Source organism: Cognaticolwellia beringensis (assembly GCF_002076895.1).
Taxonomy (GTDB): domain Bacteria; phylum Pseudomonadota; class Gammaproteobacteria; order Enterobacterales; family Alteromonadaceae; genus Cognaticolwellia; species Cognaticolwellia beringensis.
Window position 1 is genome coordinate 399,348 of sequence record NZ_CP020465.1, and the last position, 17,383, is coordinate 416,730.

20 protein-coding genes are annotated in these 17,383 nt (G+C 39.9%); 18 read left to right on the plus strand and 2 right to left on the minus strand.

Annotation, left to right across the window (positions count from 1 at the left end; genetic code table 11):
* Nucleotides 1-48 precede the first annotated feature (48 nt).
* The 13 genes from B5D82_RS01685 to B5D82_RS01745 all read left to right on the plus strand — a co-directional run bounded on the left by B5D82_RS01685 (nt 49) and on the right by B5D82_RS01745 (nt 11,596).
* On the plus strand, nt 49-891 hold the full coding sequence (locus B5D82_RS01685; protein ID WP_081148714.1) for a MinD/ParA family protein: 843 nt from the start codon (nt 49-51) through the stop codon (nt 889-891).
* A gap of 21 nt (nt 892-912) precedes the next feature.
* Entirely contained in the window at nt 913-1,626 is a 714-nt protein-coding gene (locus B5D82_RS01690; RefSeq protein WP_081148716.1) for an RNA polymerase sigma factor FliA, read from the plus strand.
* Between the two features lie 49 nt (nt 1,627-1,675).
* Entirely contained in the window at nt 1,676-2,059 is a 384-nt protein-coding gene (gene cheY, locus B5D82_RS01695; protein WP_081148717.1) for a chemotaxis response regulator CheY, read from the plus strand.
* Nucleotides 2,060-2,089: 30 nt separating this feature from the next.
* A complete protein-coding gene (locus tag B5D82_RS01700) occupies nt 2,090-2,833 on the plus strand; it encodes a protein phosphatase CheZ (protein ID WP_081148719.1) in 744 nt (247 codons plus the stop codon).
* Nucleotides 2,834-2,846: 13 nt separating this feature from the next.
* Entirely contained in the window at nt 2,847-4,949 is a 2,103-nt protein-coding gene (locus tag B5D82_RS01705; protein ID WP_081148720.1) for a chemotaxis protein CheA, read from the plus strand.
* Nucleotides 4,950-4,995: 46 nt separating this feature from the next.
* Entirely contained in the window at nt 4,996-6,117 is a 1,122-nt protein-coding gene (locus B5D82_RS01710) for a protein-glutamate methylesterase/protein-glutamine glutaminase (RefSeq protein ID WP_081148722.1), read from the plus strand.
* On the plus strand, nt 6,110-6,856 hold the full coding sequence (locus B5D82_RS01715) for a flagellar motor protein (RefSeq protein ID WP_081148724.1): 747 nt from the start codon (nt 6,110-6,112) through the stop codon (nt 6,854-6,856). Before B5D82_RS01710 ends, B5D82_RS01715 begins: the two co-directional genes overlap by 8 nt.
* Nucleotides 6,853-7,851 carry a flagellar motor protein MotB gene (locus tag B5D82_RS01720; protein ID WP_081148725.1) on the plus strand — a complete coding sequence of 333 codons (999 nt, stop codon included), beginning with the start codon at nt 6,853-6,855 and terminating at the stop codon, nt 7,849-7,851. The genes B5D82_RS01715 and B5D82_RS01720 overlap by 4 nt, the downstream gene beginning before the upstream one ends.
* Nucleotides 7,852-7,860: 9 nt before the next feature.
* Nucleotides 7,861-8,637, plus strand: coding sequence for a ParA family protein (locus B5D82_RS01725; protein ID WP_081148727.1), 777 nt, complete (start codon nt 7,861-7,863; stop codon nt 8,635-8,637).
* Between the two features lie 4 nt (nt 8,638-8,641).
* Complete coding sequence (locus B5D82_RS01730) at nt 8,642-9,523, plus strand: chemotaxis protein CheW (RefSeq protein ID WP_081148728.1); 882 nt, start codon at nt 8,642-8,644, stop codon at nt 9,521-9,523.
* A gap of 75 nt (nt 9,524-9,598) precedes the next feature.
* A complete protein-coding gene (locus tag B5D82_RS01735; protein WP_081148730.1) occupies nt 9,599-10,093 on the plus strand; it encodes a chemotaxis protein CheW in 495 nt (164 codons plus the stop codon).
* Nucleotides 10,094-10,150: 57 nt separating this feature from the next.
* Complete coding sequence (locus tag B5D82_RS01740) at nt 10,151-10,618, plus strand: DUF2802 domain-containing protein (protein WP_081148731.1); 468 nt, start codon at nt 10,151-10,153, stop codon at nt 10,616-10,618.
* Nucleotides 10,619-10,795: 177 nt separating this feature from the next.
* The gene (locus B5D82_RS01745; protein ID WP_245807536.1) at nt 10,796-11,596 is read left to right on the plus strand and encodes an MlaA family lipoprotein; all 801 of its coding nucleotides are present in this window, start codon (nt 10,796-10,798) and stop codon (nt 11,594-11,596) included.
* A 42-nt stretch (nt 11,597-11,638) separates the two neighbouring features.
* Here B5D82_RS01745 and B5D82_RS01750 read toward each other — a convergent pair whose 3' ends face one another.
* The gene (locus B5D82_RS01750; protein WP_081148733.1) at nt 11,639-11,947 is read right to left on the minus strand and encodes a DUF6170 family protein; all 309 of its coding nucleotides are present in this window, start codon (nt 11,945-11,947) and stop codon (nt 11,639-11,641) included.
* Nucleotides 11,948-12,707: 760 nt separating this feature from the next.
* Between B5D82_RS01750 and B5D82_RS01755 the strand changes: the two genes are divergently transcribed.
* The 5 genes from B5D82_RS01755 (at nt 12,708) to B5D82_RS01775 (ending at nt 15,818) form a co-directional block, all read left to right on the plus strand.
* Entirely contained in the window at nt 12,708-13,160 is a 453-nt protein-coding gene (locus B5D82_RS01755) for an REP-associated tyrosine transposase (RefSeq protein WP_081148734.1), read from the plus strand.
* 298 nt (nt 13,161-13,458) lie between these two features.
* Nucleotides 13,459-13,923, plus strand: coding sequence for a 6,7-dimethyl-8-ribityllumazine synthase (ribH, locus tag B5D82_RS01760; protein WP_081154239.1), 465 nt, complete (start codon nt 13,459-13,461; stop codon nt 13,921-13,923).
* 12 nt (nt 13,924-13,935) lie between these two features.
* A complete protein-coding gene (nusB, locus tag B5D82_RS01765; RefSeq protein WP_081148736.1) occupies nt 13,936-14,352 on the plus strand; it encodes a transcription antitermination factor NusB in 417 nt (138 codons plus the stop codon).
* An 18-nt stretch (nt 14,353-14,370) separates the two neighbouring features.
* Complete coding sequence (gene thiL, locus B5D82_RS01770) at nt 14,371-15,342, plus strand: thiamine-phosphate kinase (RefSeq protein ID WP_081148737.1); 972 nt, start codon at nt 14,371-14,373, stop codon at nt 15,340-15,342.
* Nucleotides 15,343-15,344: 2 nt separating this feature from the next.
* Nucleotides 15,345-15,818, plus strand: a complete 474-nt coding sequence (locus B5D82_RS01775) for a phosphatidylglycerophosphatase A family protein (RefSeq protein ID WP_081148739.1) — start codon at nt 15,345-15,347, stop codon at nt 15,816-15,818.
* 254 nt (nt 15,819-16,072) lie between these two features.
* On the opposite strand, the gene serA is transcribed toward B5D82_RS01775, so the two are convergent.
* Nucleotides 16,073-17,302 carry a phosphoglycerate dehydrogenase gene (gene serA / locus B5D82_RS01780; RefSeq protein ID WP_081148741.1) on the minus strand — a complete coding sequence of 410 codons (1,230 nt, stop codon included), beginning with the start codon at nt 17,300-17,302 and terminating at the stop codon, nt 16,073-16,075.
* Nucleotides 17,303-17,383: the final 81 nt, after the last annotated feature.

Here is a 17,383-nt window from a genome sequence, read left to right on the forward strand (position 1 = left end):
TCCATTGAATATTTATTTCAATTGGTATTATATAGAGAAGTTACTTAGATGATAGATCAAGCGAGCGGCTTAAGAAAAATGCAAGATCCCCAACTTATAAAAGTCATAGCAGTTTCTGGCGGTAAAGGTGGCGTTGGTAAAACCAATGTCTCGTTAAATACCGCAATTTCCTTAGCTAAATTAGGTAAGAGCGTTTTAGTGCTTGATGCCGACTTAGGATTAGCGAATGTTGATGTCATGCTAGGATTGCGCGTACAACGTAACTTGTCTCATGTGTTATCCGGCGAATGTGAACTTGATGATATTATTATCCAAGGTCCCGCGGGTATTAATATTATTCCGGCCACGTCGGGCACACAATCGATGGTAGATTTAACCCCATCGGAGCATGCTGGGCTGATTCGTGCTTTTAGTGATATGCAAACTAAATTCGATATTTTAATTGTTGATACAGCCGCTGGTATCTCCGATATGGTCTTAAGTTTTTGCCGAGCATCACAAGATGTTTTATTAGTTGTGTGCGATGAACCCACCTCAATTACCGACTGTTATGCCTTAATGAAACTGCTCAGCAGAGATCACGGCTTATTCAAGTTTAAAGTTGTGGCAAATATGGTGCGCAGCCCGAAAGAGGGCCAAAACTTATTCGCTAAACTCTCTAAAGTTACCGATAGATTTTTAGATGTTACTTTAGAGCTTGTCGCGGTTATCCCTTATGATGAAAATATTCGTAAATCGGTTAGAAAACAACAAGCAATTGTCGAAGCATATCCAGATTCACCAGCTTCAATCGGCTTTAAATCGCTTGCCAAAAATATTATTAGCTGGCCAATGCCGAAGCAAGCGTCAGGGCATTTAGAATTTTTTATTGAGCAATTGCTAGAACATTAACCAACAAATAAGTGAGCTATAGTGGTAAAAGTACATACTTATAGTGTTGATAAATCGGTTCTGTTGGAGCAACACACTGTGCTTGTGAAGCGCATTGCTTATCATTTACTTGCCCGATTACCTGCCAGTGTTATCGTTGATGATCTTATTCAATCTGGCATGATAGGTTTACTTGAAGCGTCCAATAATTTTGATAATAGCAAAGGTGCTAGTTTTGAAACTTTTGCTGGCATTCGTATTCGTGGCGCCATGCTTGATGAAATTCGTCGTGGTGACTGGGTTCCCCGCTCAGTCCATAAAAATAGTCGCATGATCAGCGAAGCCATAAAGAACTTAGAAGCTGAACATGGGCGCGATGTTAGCGATGTTGAAGTGGCAGAAAAACTTGATATCACCATAAATGAATATCATCAGATACTAAATGAAGTCAGTTCAGGAAAAATACTTGGCATTGATGATCTAGGTGTCAGCAAAGATGTTATTGAAGTCGCCCACAGCCATCATCAAGATGAACCTTATGCTAATATTGAACATAGTTTCTTTAAAAAATCACTGGCAGAATGTATTTCCTCTTTACCAGAGCGAGAAGCTTTAGTACTGTCATTGTATTACGATGAAGAGCTTAACCTTAGAGAAATAGGTCAAGTACTTGATGTGAGCGAATCTCGGGTAAGCCAAATACACAGTCAAGCGATGCATCGATTAAAAGCTCGTATGCAATCTTGGCAAAGTTAAGTAGAATAATAATATCGTAGAATTTTAAATGTTCTCACCGGAGGGTGTCTTGGATAAAAATATGAAAGTACTTGTTGTTGACGATTTCTCAACAATGAGACGAATAATCAAAAACTTGTTACGTGACTTAGGCTTTACCAATATTTCAGAAGCAGATGATGGTAATACGGCATTGCCGATGCTTAAAGATGGTAATTTTGACTTTGTTGTTACTGATTGGAATATGCCGGGTATGCAAGGCATTGATTTACTTAAAGCGATTAGAGCTGATAGTAATTTATCTCATATTCCGGTCTTGATGGTAACGGCTGAAGCGAAGAAAGAACAAATTATCATGGCGGCACAAGCTGGCGTTAATGGCTATATCGTAAAACCATTTACTGCTGCAACATTAAACACTAAGCTTGATAAAATTTTCGAACGACTTGGTTAGTCATCAATTTTTATTTCGCAAGGCCGTCATATGAGTAAAAATACCAGTGTCCATGTTTCATTAGAGCAAGCTAAATTGTTGGTCGAATATATTGAAAATGATCAACAAGATAAAGCTGATGAGTTAATCGCAGAAATTCAAAGTCCGATTAATTCTGAGCTGTTTGCAGAAATAGGCAAGTTAACCCGTCAATTGCATGACTCTTTGAATAATTTTCAAATTGACTCACGTTTGAGTGACTTAGCTAATGCTGAAATCCCAGATGCAAAAGAAAGGTTAAATTTTGTTATTAGCCGCACGGAAGAAGCAGCGAATAAAACTATGGATGCGGTTGAAGCTATTTTTCCGGTTGTTGATCAAATTCAACAACAAATAAGTAGCGTGAAACCACTGTGGCAGAAACTAATGCACAATGAGCTTAATATCAGTGAGTTCAAGGCTTTATGTATAGATATCGACGGGCTACTGAAAACAACCGAAAAAGATTCAAATAAAATTCACCGCTTAATGACCGACGTTTTGATGGCGCAAGACTTTCAAGACCTTACCGGTCAAGTCATTCGCAAGGTCATTGATTTAGTGCGCGAGGTTGAAGTCAGCTTAATAAGCATGTTGACTGCGTTTGGCATTTCATCGGAACAAAATAAACCGAATCACCTACCCAAAGTGGGTGAGAACTTAGTCGAAGGCCCAATCATGAACAGCCAAACTCGAAACGATGTTGTTTCGAATCAAGGCGACGTTGACGATTTATTATCAAGTTTAGGTTTTTAATAGGAGTTACTAAATGTCATTTGAACAAGATGAGGAAATTCTTCAGGATTTTTTAATCGAAGCTGGAGAAATACTTGAGTCCTTGTCTGAGCAATTAGTTGAGCTTGAAAATGACCCGAATAATGCCGAATTGCTTAACGCCATTTTTAGGGGGTTTCATACGGTAAAAGGTGGTGCTGGTTTCTTATCACTTGCTGAATTAGTGGATGCTTGCCATGGCGCAGAAAATGTTTTCGATACCTTAAGGAATCAGCAAAGATCAGTCACCCCATCGTTAATGGATGTCATTCTCCAATCACTTGACACGATTAACGAAATGTTCACGCAAGTGCAAAATAAAGAGCCACTCACAAGCGCCTCACCTAGCTTGTTAGCCGAACTTCATCGCTTATCTCAGCCTGAAGGCCAAGAAGCTCCGAATGTTGAAACGCCTATTGCAACTCCTGAGGCCAGCGCACAGCTAGCTAATAGTAGTTCAAGTGACGAAATGTCAGAAGATGAATTTGAACGCTTATTAGATGAGCTTCATGGTGGTGGTGCTCCAACGTCAAGTGCTACTGATTCCGCACCGCCGAGCACATCAAACAGTCATGATATTTCAGACGATGAATTTGAATCATTACTTGATGAACTTCATGGTCAAGGTGCTTTTTCTCCTACTGTAAGCGCAACAAATGCGAAACCTGCAAACTCAACGTCACCCGATGAAATTAATGATGATGATTTTGAGGCCTTACTTGATGAACTGCACGGCAAAGGGAAAAGTCCTCAAGCACAAACACCAGCAGCTGAAAAACCCACAGCGAAAGTTGAACCGGTTGCGAAAGCGGCAAGTGCACCTGCACCTAAAGCACCAGAAATTAAGCCTGCAGCAAAACAAGCAGCGGTAGATGACAAAAAACCGGCACCAGCAAAGGCTGCCCAAAATGAAACAACCGTTAGGGTTGACACCAAACGCTTAGATCAAATCATGAATATGGTCGGTGAGTTAGTTTTAGTGCGTAATCGCTTAACTAGTTTAGGTATGACCAAAGAAGATGAAGAATTAACCAAAGCGGTATCAAATTTAGATGCTGTAACCACTGATTTGCAAGGCGCGGTAATGAAAACGCGTATGCAACCTATTAAGAAAGTGTTCGGTCGCTTCCCTCGTGTAGTACGTGATTTAGCCCGAAGTCTTAATAAAGAAATAAAGCTTATTCTAGAAGGCGAAGAAACCGATTTAGATAAAAACTTGGTTGAAGCTTTAGCCGACCCTTTAGTGCATCTTGTGCGTAACTCGGTTGACCATGGTATTGAAGACCCTGACAAACGAGAAGCCTCTGGTAAGCCCCGAGAAGGTGTTGTTGTTTTATCAGCATCACAAGAAGGCGATCACATTCTCCTCACTATTCGTGATGACGGCGCCGGTATGAATGCCGAAAAACTCAAAGAAATTGCCATAGAACGCGGTGTTTTAGATGCAGACGCCGCTGCACGTATGTCTGACAAAGAAGCGTTTAGCCTTATCTTTGCACCGGGTTTTTCAACCAAAACTGAAATTTCAGAAGTATCAGGGCGTGGCGTTGGTATGGATGTGGTTAAAACAAAAATCACCCAGCTAAATGGTACTGTCAGCATCGACTCAGAAATGGGCGTAGGTACCATACTTGAAATTAAGGTACCGTTAACGTTAGCAATATTACCCACTTTAATGGTAGTGATTGGTAAGCAGACCTTTGCACTACCTTTAGCCGCTGTGAATGAAATATTCCACCTTGATTTGACTAAAACTAACCAAGTCGATGGACAGCTAACTATTATTGTCCGTCAAAAAGCTATCCCATTATTCTATCTTGATCAGTGGTTAGTGAGAGATTATGTAGAAAAGCCACGAGAACGCGGTCATGTGGTTATTGTCCAGCTAGGTAATCAACAAATTGGTTTTGTTGTTGATAGGTTAATTGGTCAAGAAGAAGTGGTGATTAAACCGTTAGACAGATTATTACATGGCACGCCAGGTATGGCGGGTGCAACAATAACAAGTGACGGTGGTATTGCCTTAATTATTGATGTCCCCAACATGCTGAAATTTTATGCTAAAAAATCGGTATTGAATAAAAAATTACGTTCATAATATTTAGGTGTAACAACACTTAATCAAGACAGGAAATAGATTGTAAATGTCCTTTAAAGTATTGGTGGTTGATGACTCCAGTTTTTTTCGACGCCGAGTAACGGATATTCTCAACAGCGATCCTGATCTCGAGGTAATCGATGTTGCTATTAATGGCATCGACGCGGTTGAAAAGGCCATTGCTTTAAAGCCAGATGTAATCACCATGGATATAGAAATGCCATTATTAAATGGCATTGACGCGGTTAAACAGATAATGGCAAAAGCACCAACTGCCATTATTATGTTCTCTTCTTTAACCCATTCCGGCGCCCAAGCCACACTAGAAGCATTAGATGCTGGGGCATTAGATTTTCTGCCGAAAAAATTTAATGAAATAGCCAAAACGACTGAAGACGCAGGCAGCTTATTACGTCAGCGGGTTAAGCTATTAGCGAGAAAAAAAGGTGCCACTTTACCTCGAATATCGACTTTTCGATCACGAGCTGTGGTTGAAGCGAAAGCTAAAGCAGGTGATTCAACTCGACCGAGGGCTGCATCAACAATTAGCGCGCGCAAAAGTGTAACGTTAAGAAAAAGTTCTGGTAAACAATACAAATTATTAGCAATAGGTACTTCAACAGGAGGGCCTGTTGCATTACAAAAGCTCTTAACCCAATTGCCTCAAGACTTCCCTCTGCCAATTATTATGGTGCAGCATATGCCAGCGACTTTTACCTTAGCCTTTGCTAACCGATTAGATAGCCTGTGTAAAATAAAGGTAAAACAAGCAAGTTCTGGTGACATTTTAAAACCTGGTCATGCTTATTTAGCACCTGGTGGTAAACAAATGCTAATTGATGGTACAGAAAATGCAGCAAAACTGAGAATACTGGAAGACAATTCTGAGCGGATTGCTTTCAAACCCAGTGTAGATATTAGTTTTGCTTCAGCGGCTAAAGTGTTTGGCGGCAATGTTTTAGGCATTATATTAACCGGAATGGGCGCTGATGGTCGTGAAGGTTCACGATTATTAAAAAGTAAGGGGGCAACTATTTGGGCGCAGGACGAAGAGTCTTGTGTTGTTTATGGTATGCCCCAAGCGGTAACGGTTGCTGGAATATCTGAATTATCACTGGCGCTTGAAAGCTTTCCATCTGCAATTCTTAAGGAAATACAGCATGGATAAACTAAGTATAACGGGATTATTTGTTGCCATTTTGGCAATTTATTTTGGTTTTATTATTGATGGAGGCTCAATATCTTCCTTATTAGAACTTCCGGCATTTATTATCGTTTTTGGTGGCACGCTCGGCGCGGTCATGTTGCAGTCGTCACAAAGCCAATTTTCACATGCAATGACCTTACTCAAATGGTTGTTTTTCCCGCCTAAATATAATATTGAATTAGGCATTGAGTCTATTGTGCTATGGGCTGAGAAAGCCCGTGAATCTGGTTTTTTGTCTCTAGAACATATTGCCGAAGAAGAAAATGACTTCTATGTTAACAAGGGGTTAAACCTACTTGTCGACGGTGTAGAGGTTGAAAACCTAAGAGTGTCACTAGAATTAGATTTAGATTTATATCGTGAACATAACTTACGCTCTGCCCATGTATTTGAGTCAATGGGAGGCTACAGTCCAACCATTGGTATTTTAGGGGCTGTACTGGGTTTAATACATGCCATGTCAAATTTAGCCGATCCGCAATTATTGGGGCAAGGCATTGCCACCGCATTTGTTGCGACTATTTACGGTGTTGGATTTGCCAATCTCATCTACTTACCCGTGGCCAATAAAATTAAAGCCATCGTTCATCAGCAAACAATGTATCGTGAAATGATGACGGAAGGGCTAGTTTCTATTGCCTTAGCAGAAAATCCACATGCCATTGAAAATAAACTATCGGCATTTCGGTTAGAGCAATGAACCGCTTACGCTCAAGACGCCATCAAGTAGAACATGAAAATGTTGAGCGTTGGTTAGTTTCTTATGCTGACTATATGACGTTGCTGTTCGCGCTTTTTGTCGTGTTATATGCCATGGCGATGATTGATGAAGAGCCTTTTGAAACGGCGACAGAATCAATTGGCCGTGTTTTTCAAGCAAATAACGAGAAAACAAAAAATCGTGGTCATGGTGATGACATTTTACCGGTTAATAGTTCCAAAACTAATAAGCGATTATTTGGTAATGGCATTTTGGAAGACGCCGGACCTGAACTTGTTTCAGGTGAAGTCACTTTATCTAATGTGTCAGATGCACAAGTTGGCACAACGTTAACATCTTTGGAAAAAGATCTTCATGAAGCATTATACGAACTCGTTGAGTCGGGATATGCACAACTGCAAATAGACGGCGACTGGTTGGAAATTGAATTAAATAGCGGTTTATTATTTCCAAGCGGTTCTTCGTCTCCCACTAATGCTGCAAAAGATATTTTGACGGTTATATATCAAATTATTGCCGATTCAAGTAATTACATTAGGGTGAGAGGTTATACCGATAATCAAGCGATCGATACTGAAATTTTTTCCTCTAATTGGGAGTTATCCGTTTTTAGAGCAACGGCAATTTTACGTGTGCTAGAAGGGTTAAACTTAAATCCTGCGCGTATGGCTATTGAAGGCTATGGCCAATATTATCCAAGTGCAGACAATGCTACGGCCACAGGGCGAGCCAAAAATCGGCGTGTTGTTATTGCGATTTCTAAATATGGTTTAGAAAAAGCCAATTTATTGGCAACACCAACTATTTCAGTAAAAGATGTTGAAGCGATTAAAAACATTAGCACTGAAAAAGAAGATGACGAAATTCGTATTATCCGACTTGATAATGGTGGTATTCGCATTACCACAAGGGCTGAGCCTAACGTTAATAACGAAGTTGCTAATCCGCTCGAAGAAAAAAATAATGAACAATAGGAATTTCACTTGGTAGTTTGGACAGTTGCAAATCAAAAAGGTGGCGTAGGAAAAACTACGTCAACTATTGCCTTGGCGGGTTTATTAGCCGAACAAGGTAATCGAGTCTTGCTGGTTGATACCGATCCTCATGCCTCACTAAGTTATTATTTTGGTATTGAATCTGAAGACTTAGAGCTGAGCGTATACGACTTATTTATGCAGGTAGCTAACAAAGAACAAATCATGCAAAGCTTATGCCCTTCAAGTTATGATAATATCGATATACTGCCGGCTACTATGGGTTTAGCAACACTGGATCGCTCACTGGGCAATAAAGGGGGGATGGGCTTAGTGTTAAAAAAGGCCTTGCGTGTAATTCAAGATGAATATGACTATGTACTGATTGATTGCCCGCCAGTTTTAGGGGTATTGATGGTTAACGCGTTAGCGGCCAGCGATAGAATTATTGTCCCGGTACAAACTGAATTTTTGGCACTTAAGGGTTTAGACCGCATGATGAAAACCTTAGAAATTATGCAAGGACAGCAACCAACAGCATTCAAATATACCATTGTCCCGACCATGTTTGATAAACGCACAAAAGCTTCAATATTGTCTTATCAAAAACTACAGGCACTTTACGATGAGTCAGTTTGGCCAGGGGTAATCCCCATTGATACTAACTTTCGTAATGCTAGTGACGCACAAAAGGTACCTTCAGACTTTGCTGCAAAGTCTCGTGGTATCATTGCTTATCGCAATTTACTAAAATATTTAGTTAACTTAAACACCAAGAGTAAGTAAATCCATGTCAAAATCTTTAGCGGCAAGTAAAGAATTAATGCAAAGCTATTTGTCAGAATTGCTTACGGAAGAGGTAGAGCAAAAACCCGCACTGCCCGTTAAAGAGAAGCAAACTCATCCGCTTGAAAAATTACTCAATAGTGCAACCTTCCCACAGTTGGCTGAACCAGACAATACCAAGCCATTGACTTCAGCAAAATCGGCGCATAAAAAAATAAAGCAAGCTGCAATAAGTAGTGAGCAGACGATAACTGAAGTGGCTGTTAAACCCATTCAGTCAAAAGCTGCGTCGAAACCTACGCTTAAAGCACCTGAGTTAAAGCCAGAATTAAAATCAGAGTTAAAATCAGAATTACAGCCGATTGAAGTTAACGTAAATGAAATTAAAACCCAAAAAAGTGCCGGCGGTTTTGCGGCGGTCAAGAAGCTAAGTTATCGAGAAGGCGACTTTCAGGCGATGTTTTTTGACGTGGCAGGGTTACAGATCGCCGTACCGCTGGTCGAACTAGGGGGTATCCATAATACGGATAAAACCACGCCATTGATGGGCAAACCTGAATGGTTTAAAGGCGTAATGCTGCACCGAGACGAAAAAGTTAATGTGGTTGACACCGCCCTCTGGGTAATGCCTGAAAAATGTGATGAAGCTTTAATGTCGGCGCTAAACTACCAATATATTATCATGTTAAGTGACTCACCATGGGGGTTAATGGCTGAGAAGTTAGTCGATACGGTAACGCTCAAACAAGAAGATGTTAAATGGATAGACAAAACAAACAAACGTCCTTGGCTTGCAGGGTTAGTAAAAAATCGCATGTGCGCACTGTTAGATATTGAATCCTTAATTAAGTTATTGGAAAAAGGCGCAAATATAAGACAAGAATAATTGATGATCTGAGACTTGCCAGTATACTTAGTGCATAAGTATTTTAAGAAACCGAAATTTAAAGAGGTCAGCAGTATGTCTGATGAAAGACGCAATGCAAGTGAACGGGTAGACATCAATGATGAGTTACTACAATGGGTAACGTTTAAACTCGACAGCGAAACCTATGGTATTAACGTGATGCAAGTACAAGAAGTCTTGCGCTACAGTGAGATAGCACCGGTTCCAGGTGCGCCAATCTATGTTATGGGTATTATCAATTTACGCGGTAATGTAGTTACCGTAATAGATACTCGCACAAGATTTGGCCTTGAGTCAGCTGAAATAACCGACAATACGCGTATTGTGATTATTGAAGCTGAAACGCAAGTTATTGGTATTCTGGTCGATAGTGTCGCTGAAGTGGTATATTTAAAAGCATCAGATATTGATGTTGCGCCAAATGTTGGTAACGACGAAAGTACTAAGTTTATCCAAGGTGTTTCAAACCGAGAAGGAGAATTACTCATTTTAGTAGATTTGAATAAATTACTCTCTGATGACGAGTGGGATGAATTAAAACAATTCTAACGTCAGCCAATAAGCCTGCAGGTGCAGGCTTTTATTCCCAGCGAACTTAATTATACTATGGAAAATATCCCTGCAAACTTAATCAGCTTAATCGCATTCGCCATTGTGATGCTTGTTGCCATGCTGTTATTGGCACTAAAAAATCGTTTTACGAAGCAAATAGAAGCGTTACAACAACAGGTAACTAGTCAAGAAATACAGCTGGTAGAATTACAGGATTTACTTGCCAATAGCCAATCTCAGTTAGAAAGCAACCAACAACAATGCAGTGAATCGCAAATAGAAAATGAACAAGTTAGCAAGCAGCTAGAGCATCGCATCAAAGTAGCTCAAGAACAGTTCAATAGCCAACTCCAAACCATCGAACAGCTTTTACACCAGCAACCAGAAGATAAACTCTATACACGCGCACAAAAATTGGTTGAGCTCGGCGCCGACATTGCTGAAATTATGCGTGAGTGCGATATACCAAGAGCCGAGGCCGAAATGTTGCTTTCTGTGCATCGGCAAAAAACTGCAGAATAATCATCGTTATCAATACCGTTCAACTTGCTGCGCCGCTGTATAATAATTTTATTTTAAAGTTACATTTTAAAATAAAATTATTATACAGCTCGTGGTAAACTGCACGACTGAAAAAAAACTATATTATTTTTAGCCGTTAGACAAAGCGTTAAACGGCTAGTAAACAAGGACCGAGCAGTGAACAGAATAAAAAACATTGCATTGAAAACTCAAGCAATATTTAGTCTAAAACTTATATTAACCGTAACGTTTTCGTTATTTCTAACGGCGTGTTCCACAACCCCTTCGTCAGAGCAAACTGTCTCTGATCCCAAAGATCCGTTAGAAGCTATTAACCGACCATTTTGGACTTTTACTTGGGACTATGCAGATAAATACGTATTCAGACCAGCATCTCAAGGTTATGTTGAATATATGCCGACCGACTTACGTACAGGTGTTCTTAACATGGCACTTAACTTAAACGAACCTTCAACAATCATTAACCATTTGTTACAAGCAAAATTCACTGATGCAGCAAAATCAACCGGACGTTTTGTTTTGAATTCAACGGTGGGTTTATTAGGCTTTTTTGACCCCGCAAGTGACTTTGGTTGGAGTCGACAAGAAGAAGAATTCGGAGAAGTACTCGGCAGTTATGGTGTTGGTGATGGCCCTTTCTTAGTTGTGCCTGCGCTTGGTCCTTCATCAGTGCGTGAAGAAGTAGGGGATTTTGTTGATAGTTATTACTGGCCACTTGCGGTGATCGATTTTTGGCCTAATTTATTACGTGCCGGTATTATCGGTTTAGAAGCGAGAGCGTCGTTTGCTGATCAAGAAGCCATTTTAAGGGATGCCATCGACCCTTATGAATTTGTCAAAAACGCCTATTTTCAAAATATGCAATACAAGGTTTATGACGGTAATCCACCGATCGAAGTTAACCAAGCAGAAGAAGAAAATATTGACGCCTACCTAGAAGAGCTAGAAGGAATGTAGCCTTAATACATTTGTCATCATAAGTAGGAATAAAAAAGCGAACTAATGTTCGCTTTTTTTATATTGGGCAATCGCTTTATCAAGATGTTTTTGTGCAAAATACAACATAATAGGTCTTAACAGTACGAAATAGGCAATCAACACCACCGCCACAGAAGCTGCCAAGGCAAAGCCTTGTAAATTCGCGATAAACAGAAATGGCGGTAACAGCAGCATTAACTTAATAATATTCAATATAAATTTTTCAGGCGCAGAAAGCTTAGCTTGTGCCAGAGTTAAAATCGCTTGCCGTTGATGTAAGCTAAATTCATGCAGAGCCGGTATTTTATTGGAAGAAAAATAAATAGTCATAAAATTTTAAGTAAATATACAGATAAACACTAGAGGACCCTATGATACAAAAATGGCGCTTAATGTGCCATGAGCAAATACATTAGTTTAATAGATGTTTTGTAGGTCGGCATTTATGCCGTCGTTTTTGCTTTTTATTTACCTTGATGGGCTAAAGCCCAACCTACAAAAACCAGCAAGTTCCACAGTAGAATTTGATGCATGTTTTGTAGGTCGGCATTTATGCCGTCGTTTGAGGTTTATATTTACCTTGATGGGCTAAAGCCCAACCTACAAAAACCAGCAAGCTCCACAGTAGAATTTGGTGCGTGTTTTGTAGGTCGGCATTTATGCCGTCGGTTTAGGTGGGTTTAGGTTTTTATGTACCTTGATGGGCTAAAGCCCAACCTACAAAGGCCTGCAAGCTCCACGGTAGAATTTTATGTATGTTTTGTAGGTCGGCATTTATGCCGTCGGTTTAGGTGGGTTTATATTTACCTTGATGGGCTAAAGCCCAACCTACAAAGGCCTGCAAGCTCCACGGTAGAATTTGATGCATGTTTTGTAGGTCGGCATTTATGCCGTCGGTTTTGGTTTATATGTACCTTGATGGGCTAAAGCCCAACCTACAAAAACCAGCAAGCTCCACAGTAGAATTTTATGTATGTTTTGTAGGTCGGCATTTATGCCGTCGTTTTAGGCGACAAATACCTCTAAAGGGACTAACTTAATATGATGCGCTAAACTTAACTTACAGGAAAATAAACAACAAGGAGGTTTTATGTCATGGAGTGATTTACGTAAAGGACGATATACTCAAGAGCATGGTGAATACTTTGTTACTTTCAATACCTACAATAAAATCCCACATTTTACAGATTTCAATTTAGCTTGTGTATTTTCTCAGCAAATAAACATTAATGAAGCTAAATACAGTTGCACTTGGATGAGTTGGGTTTTAATGCCTGATCATTTTCATGGTTTATTGCGATTAAATATCAAGGGTTCAACATTACCTAGAATAGTTGGAGCGCTTAAAGGAAATAGTAGCTTTATTATTAACAAAGAACGCGGACAGAAAGAGAGGTTTCGGCAGCCATCATTTTATGATCATGCTCTGAGAGTTGATGACAACAGAAAGAAATTAGCTAGGTACATTATTGCTAATCCATTAAGAAAGGGACTGGTTAATAATATTGGTGATTACCCTTTTTGGAATTCAATTTATTTGTAGGTCGGCATTTATGCCGTCGGTTTTGCTTTTTATTTACCTTGATGGGCTAAAGCCCAACCTACAAAAACCTGCAAGCTCCACGGTAGAATTTGATGGATGTTTTGTAGGTCGGCATTTATGCCGTCGGTTTTGGTTTATATTTACCTTGATGGGCTCAAGCCCAAGTTACTGCAAACGACAATAAATGTTAAATATTGACTTTCGAAGCCTAATTTCAGATAAATTTGTTAAAACGAGTTCCTCAGTGGCGTGCAATTTGCTAGAATTGCGGCAATTTTTATCAGTAGGTAATTTTGAAATGAATGTCATAGAAGCTAACTTTGATGCAACCGGTAAGAAATTCGCAATTGTTGTCTCTCGTTTTAATAGTTTTGTTGTTGAAAGTTTACTTGAAGGTGCTGTAGATGCACTTAAACGCCATGGTAATGTTGCCGATAACGACATTACAGTAATCCGTGTACCTGGTGCTTATGAGTTACCAGTTGCTGCTAAGAAAATTGCTGCGAAAGGTGGATACGATGGCATTATTGCTATTGGCGCCGTTATTCGTGGTGGAACGCCTCATTTTGATTTTGTTGCTGGCGAATGTAATAAAGGCTTAGCACAAGTGGCAATGGAGTATACTTTACCCGTGGCTTTTGGTGTTATCACCACCGACACTATTGAGCAAGCTATTGACCGTGCCGGCCTTAAAGTGGGCAATAAAGGCGCTGAAGCAGCATTAAGTGCTTTAGAAATGGTTAACGTGCTTGATAAGTTATAACAGGAAAAATTTGTGAAACCATCACCTAGAAGAAAAGCCAGAGAGTTGGCAGTACAAGCTGTCTACTCTTGGCAGTTAAGTCAAAACAATATTGCTGAAATTGAGCTGAATTTTTTGACTGAAAATAGCGCACGTCGTTTTGATATTCCTTATTTTCAGGAATTATTTCGTGGTGTTTCAGCACAGGTTAGCAGCATTGATGAGAAAATATCTCCGCATGTTGCTCGACCACTTAAAGATGTTGATCACGTTGAAAAAGCGATCCTACGCGTTGCGGTATTTGAATTAACTGAATCTCAAGACGTGCCTTATCGCGTTATCATTAACGAAGCCATTGAGTTAGCAAAATCATTTGGTGCCGATGATAGTCATAAGTTCGTTAACGGTGTTTTAGATAAAGTCGTTAAGCTAGTTCGTCCGAACGAATAGTCAAAATTTGGTTGTAATATGAAAGAGTTTGAATTGATCAAGCGCTTCTTTAGTGAGCAGGCGATTAAACGCAAGGATGTTGTACTTGGTATTGGTGATGACTGCGCTATCGTCAGCCCCTCTGAGCGTCAAAATATTGCAATAACTACAGATACCTTAGTCGCTGGCGTTCATTTTCCACATGAAACCAGCGCACGCGCAATTGGCCATAAATCAATTGCGGTGAATTTATCAGACCTAGCAGCTATGGGAGCCGAGCCAACCTGGATTTCTTTGGCGATAACCTTGCCAGAAGTTGATTTAAAATGGGTCGAAGAGTTTTGTCGTGGTGCCTTTGATTTGTGCGAGTTTTATAACGTGCAATTAATTGGTGGCGATACCACGCAAGGACCTTTAAGCATTACAGTTACAGCTCAAGGTTTAGTGCCGGTAGGTAAGCATCTTATGCGCACAGGCGCTAAGGCCGGTGATTGGATTTATGTTACCGGTGAAATAGGTGATGCAGCATTAGCCCTGAAACATATTTTCAAAGAGGTGGACGTTGCCCCAGAATATAGAGAAAGTGTTCAGCGTAGCTTAGACTTTCCAACACCAAGAATTCTTGCGGGACAAGCACTCCGAGGCTATGCAAGTTCGGCAATAGACCTGTCTGACGGTTTAATTGCAGATTTAGGTCATATTTGTACTGCATCTAAAGTCGGCGCTAATATCGTGCTAGATGATCTGCCAATTTCCAATGCATTGCGAGATACGGTTGGCTTAGAAAAAGCGTTTGAAATGACCTTAGCCGGTGGCGATGACTATGAATTGTTATTTACGGTATCTGAAGATAATAAAGTCGGTATGGAAACGTCTTTAGCCAATACAACAAACACGATTACTTGTATTGGGCAGATTAACCGCAGTGAAAAAATAACCACTACATTAAATAATAAGCCTGTCGCTATTCATGCTAAAAGTTTCGAACATTTTTCTAATAGAAAAGATTAAGCATGAAAAAATCTACAGCAAACTTTCGACTGTCAAATCCCATTCATTTTTTGGCATTAGGTTTTGGCAGTGGCTTAGCGCCTAAAGCGCCTGGCACCTTTGGTACCTTAGCCGCCATTCCATTATTGCTATTATTTGCACCACTCAGTAATGCCCTTTATCTGGCTGTATTGGTATTGATGAGCATTGCCGGTATCTACATTTGTGATAAAGCGGCAAAAGATGCTGGGGTACCCGATCATGGTGCAATAGTATGGGATGAGTTTGTTGGCTTTTTGATCACCATGTTCTTAATGCCAATCACTTGGCAAACAGTACTTGTCGGTTTCGCATTATTCAGATTTTTCGACATTCTAAAACCTTGGCCCATTTCTTATCTAGACAAAAACTGCCATGGCGGATTTGGTATTATGATAGACGATATTGTGGCAGGTATTGCCGCCTGGGCATGTATGTTTTTGATCTTTAAGTTTTAGAATCTTAACTGATAACAGATAGCTATCAGCTGTCAGTAAATAGAATTAGTTCTAAGTTCTAAGCTGTCAGTATGTTCAAAAGAAAAAACACGAGAAAGTGCTCGGTTTTAAACTGTAAGCTTGGTTTGGTTTGGTTTTTAACTGAAAGCTGACAGCTCAAAACTGAAAGTTATGTCTTTCTGACAGCTATGTCTTTCTGAAAACTAAAAGCTGACAGCGATCGATACACTGTCAGCTTTAGATACTTCTTTAAACTAGTTTAACAATCTAACGCGTATAGTAGCGTCAATCTGTTTTAGCTCTTTCAATGCGAGTTCACGGTTTTCCACTTCAATATCAATAACCACATAACCAATTTGATCGGCTGTTTGTAAATATTGCGCGGCAATGTTGATGTTATGATTGGCAAACATTTGGTTGATTTGTGTTAAAACTCCAGGCTGATTACGATGAATATGTAATAAACGGCTGGTGCCAATATGCCCAGGTAATGATACTTCTGGAAAGTTCACTGCTGATAAAGTAGAGCCATTATCTGAATACTTGGCAAGTTTACTGGCGACTTCAAGGCCAATGTTTTCTTGTGCTTCTTTAGTGCTACCACCAATATGGGGCGTTAAAATCACGTTGTCGAAGGCACGTAAAGGGCTAATAAACTCTTCATCGTTACTTTTTGGCTCAACTGGGAATACGTCGATAGCCGCACCGACAACTTTTTTACTGCTTAAGGCTTCTGCTAAGGCATCAATATCAACAACAGTGCCGCGTGAAGCATTAATAAAGATCACGCCGTCTTTCATTACTTCAAATTCTGCAGCGCCCATCATATTTTTCGTTTGAGGGGTTTCAGGGACGTGTAAGCTAATAACATCAGCTTCTTTCAACAATGTCGTCATGGTTGGAGCTTGGCTAGCGTTACCTAAAGGCAATTTAGTTTCAATATCGAAAAATCGAACTCTCATACCTAAAGTTTCAGCTAATATGCCTAGTTGCATACCAATATGGCCGTAACCAATAATACCTAAAGTTTTGCCTCTGGCTTCAACTGAACCTGCGGCAGATTTATTCCAAACACCACGGTGTGCTTGAGCACTTTTTTCAGGAATACCACGTAATAATAGTAAGGTTTCGCCTAAAACTAATTCAGCGACTGAACGGGTATTTGAGAACGGCGCGTTAAACACCGGAATACCTAAAGATTGTGCAGCAGCTTTATCTACTTGGTTGGTGCCAATACAGAAGCAACCAATAGCAACAAGCTTTTTAGCGTGGCTTAAAACATTCTTATTTAAGTCAGTACGAGAGCGAATACCAATAAAATGCACATTGGCAATTTTTTTAATTAGCTCTGCTTCTGAAAGTGAGGTTTTTAGATACTCTATATTTGAATAGCCTTTGTTTTTAAGCTCTTCAAGGGCACTTTGATGAACCCCCTCTAGAAGTAGTATCTTAATTTTGTCTTTCGCTAGTGAATTGTTGCTCATGATAGTTTATCTTCTCTCGATCAAACATTTACTTATTAATATAAGTTTAGATGGCTAGATATCTAAACTACCATATAGGGT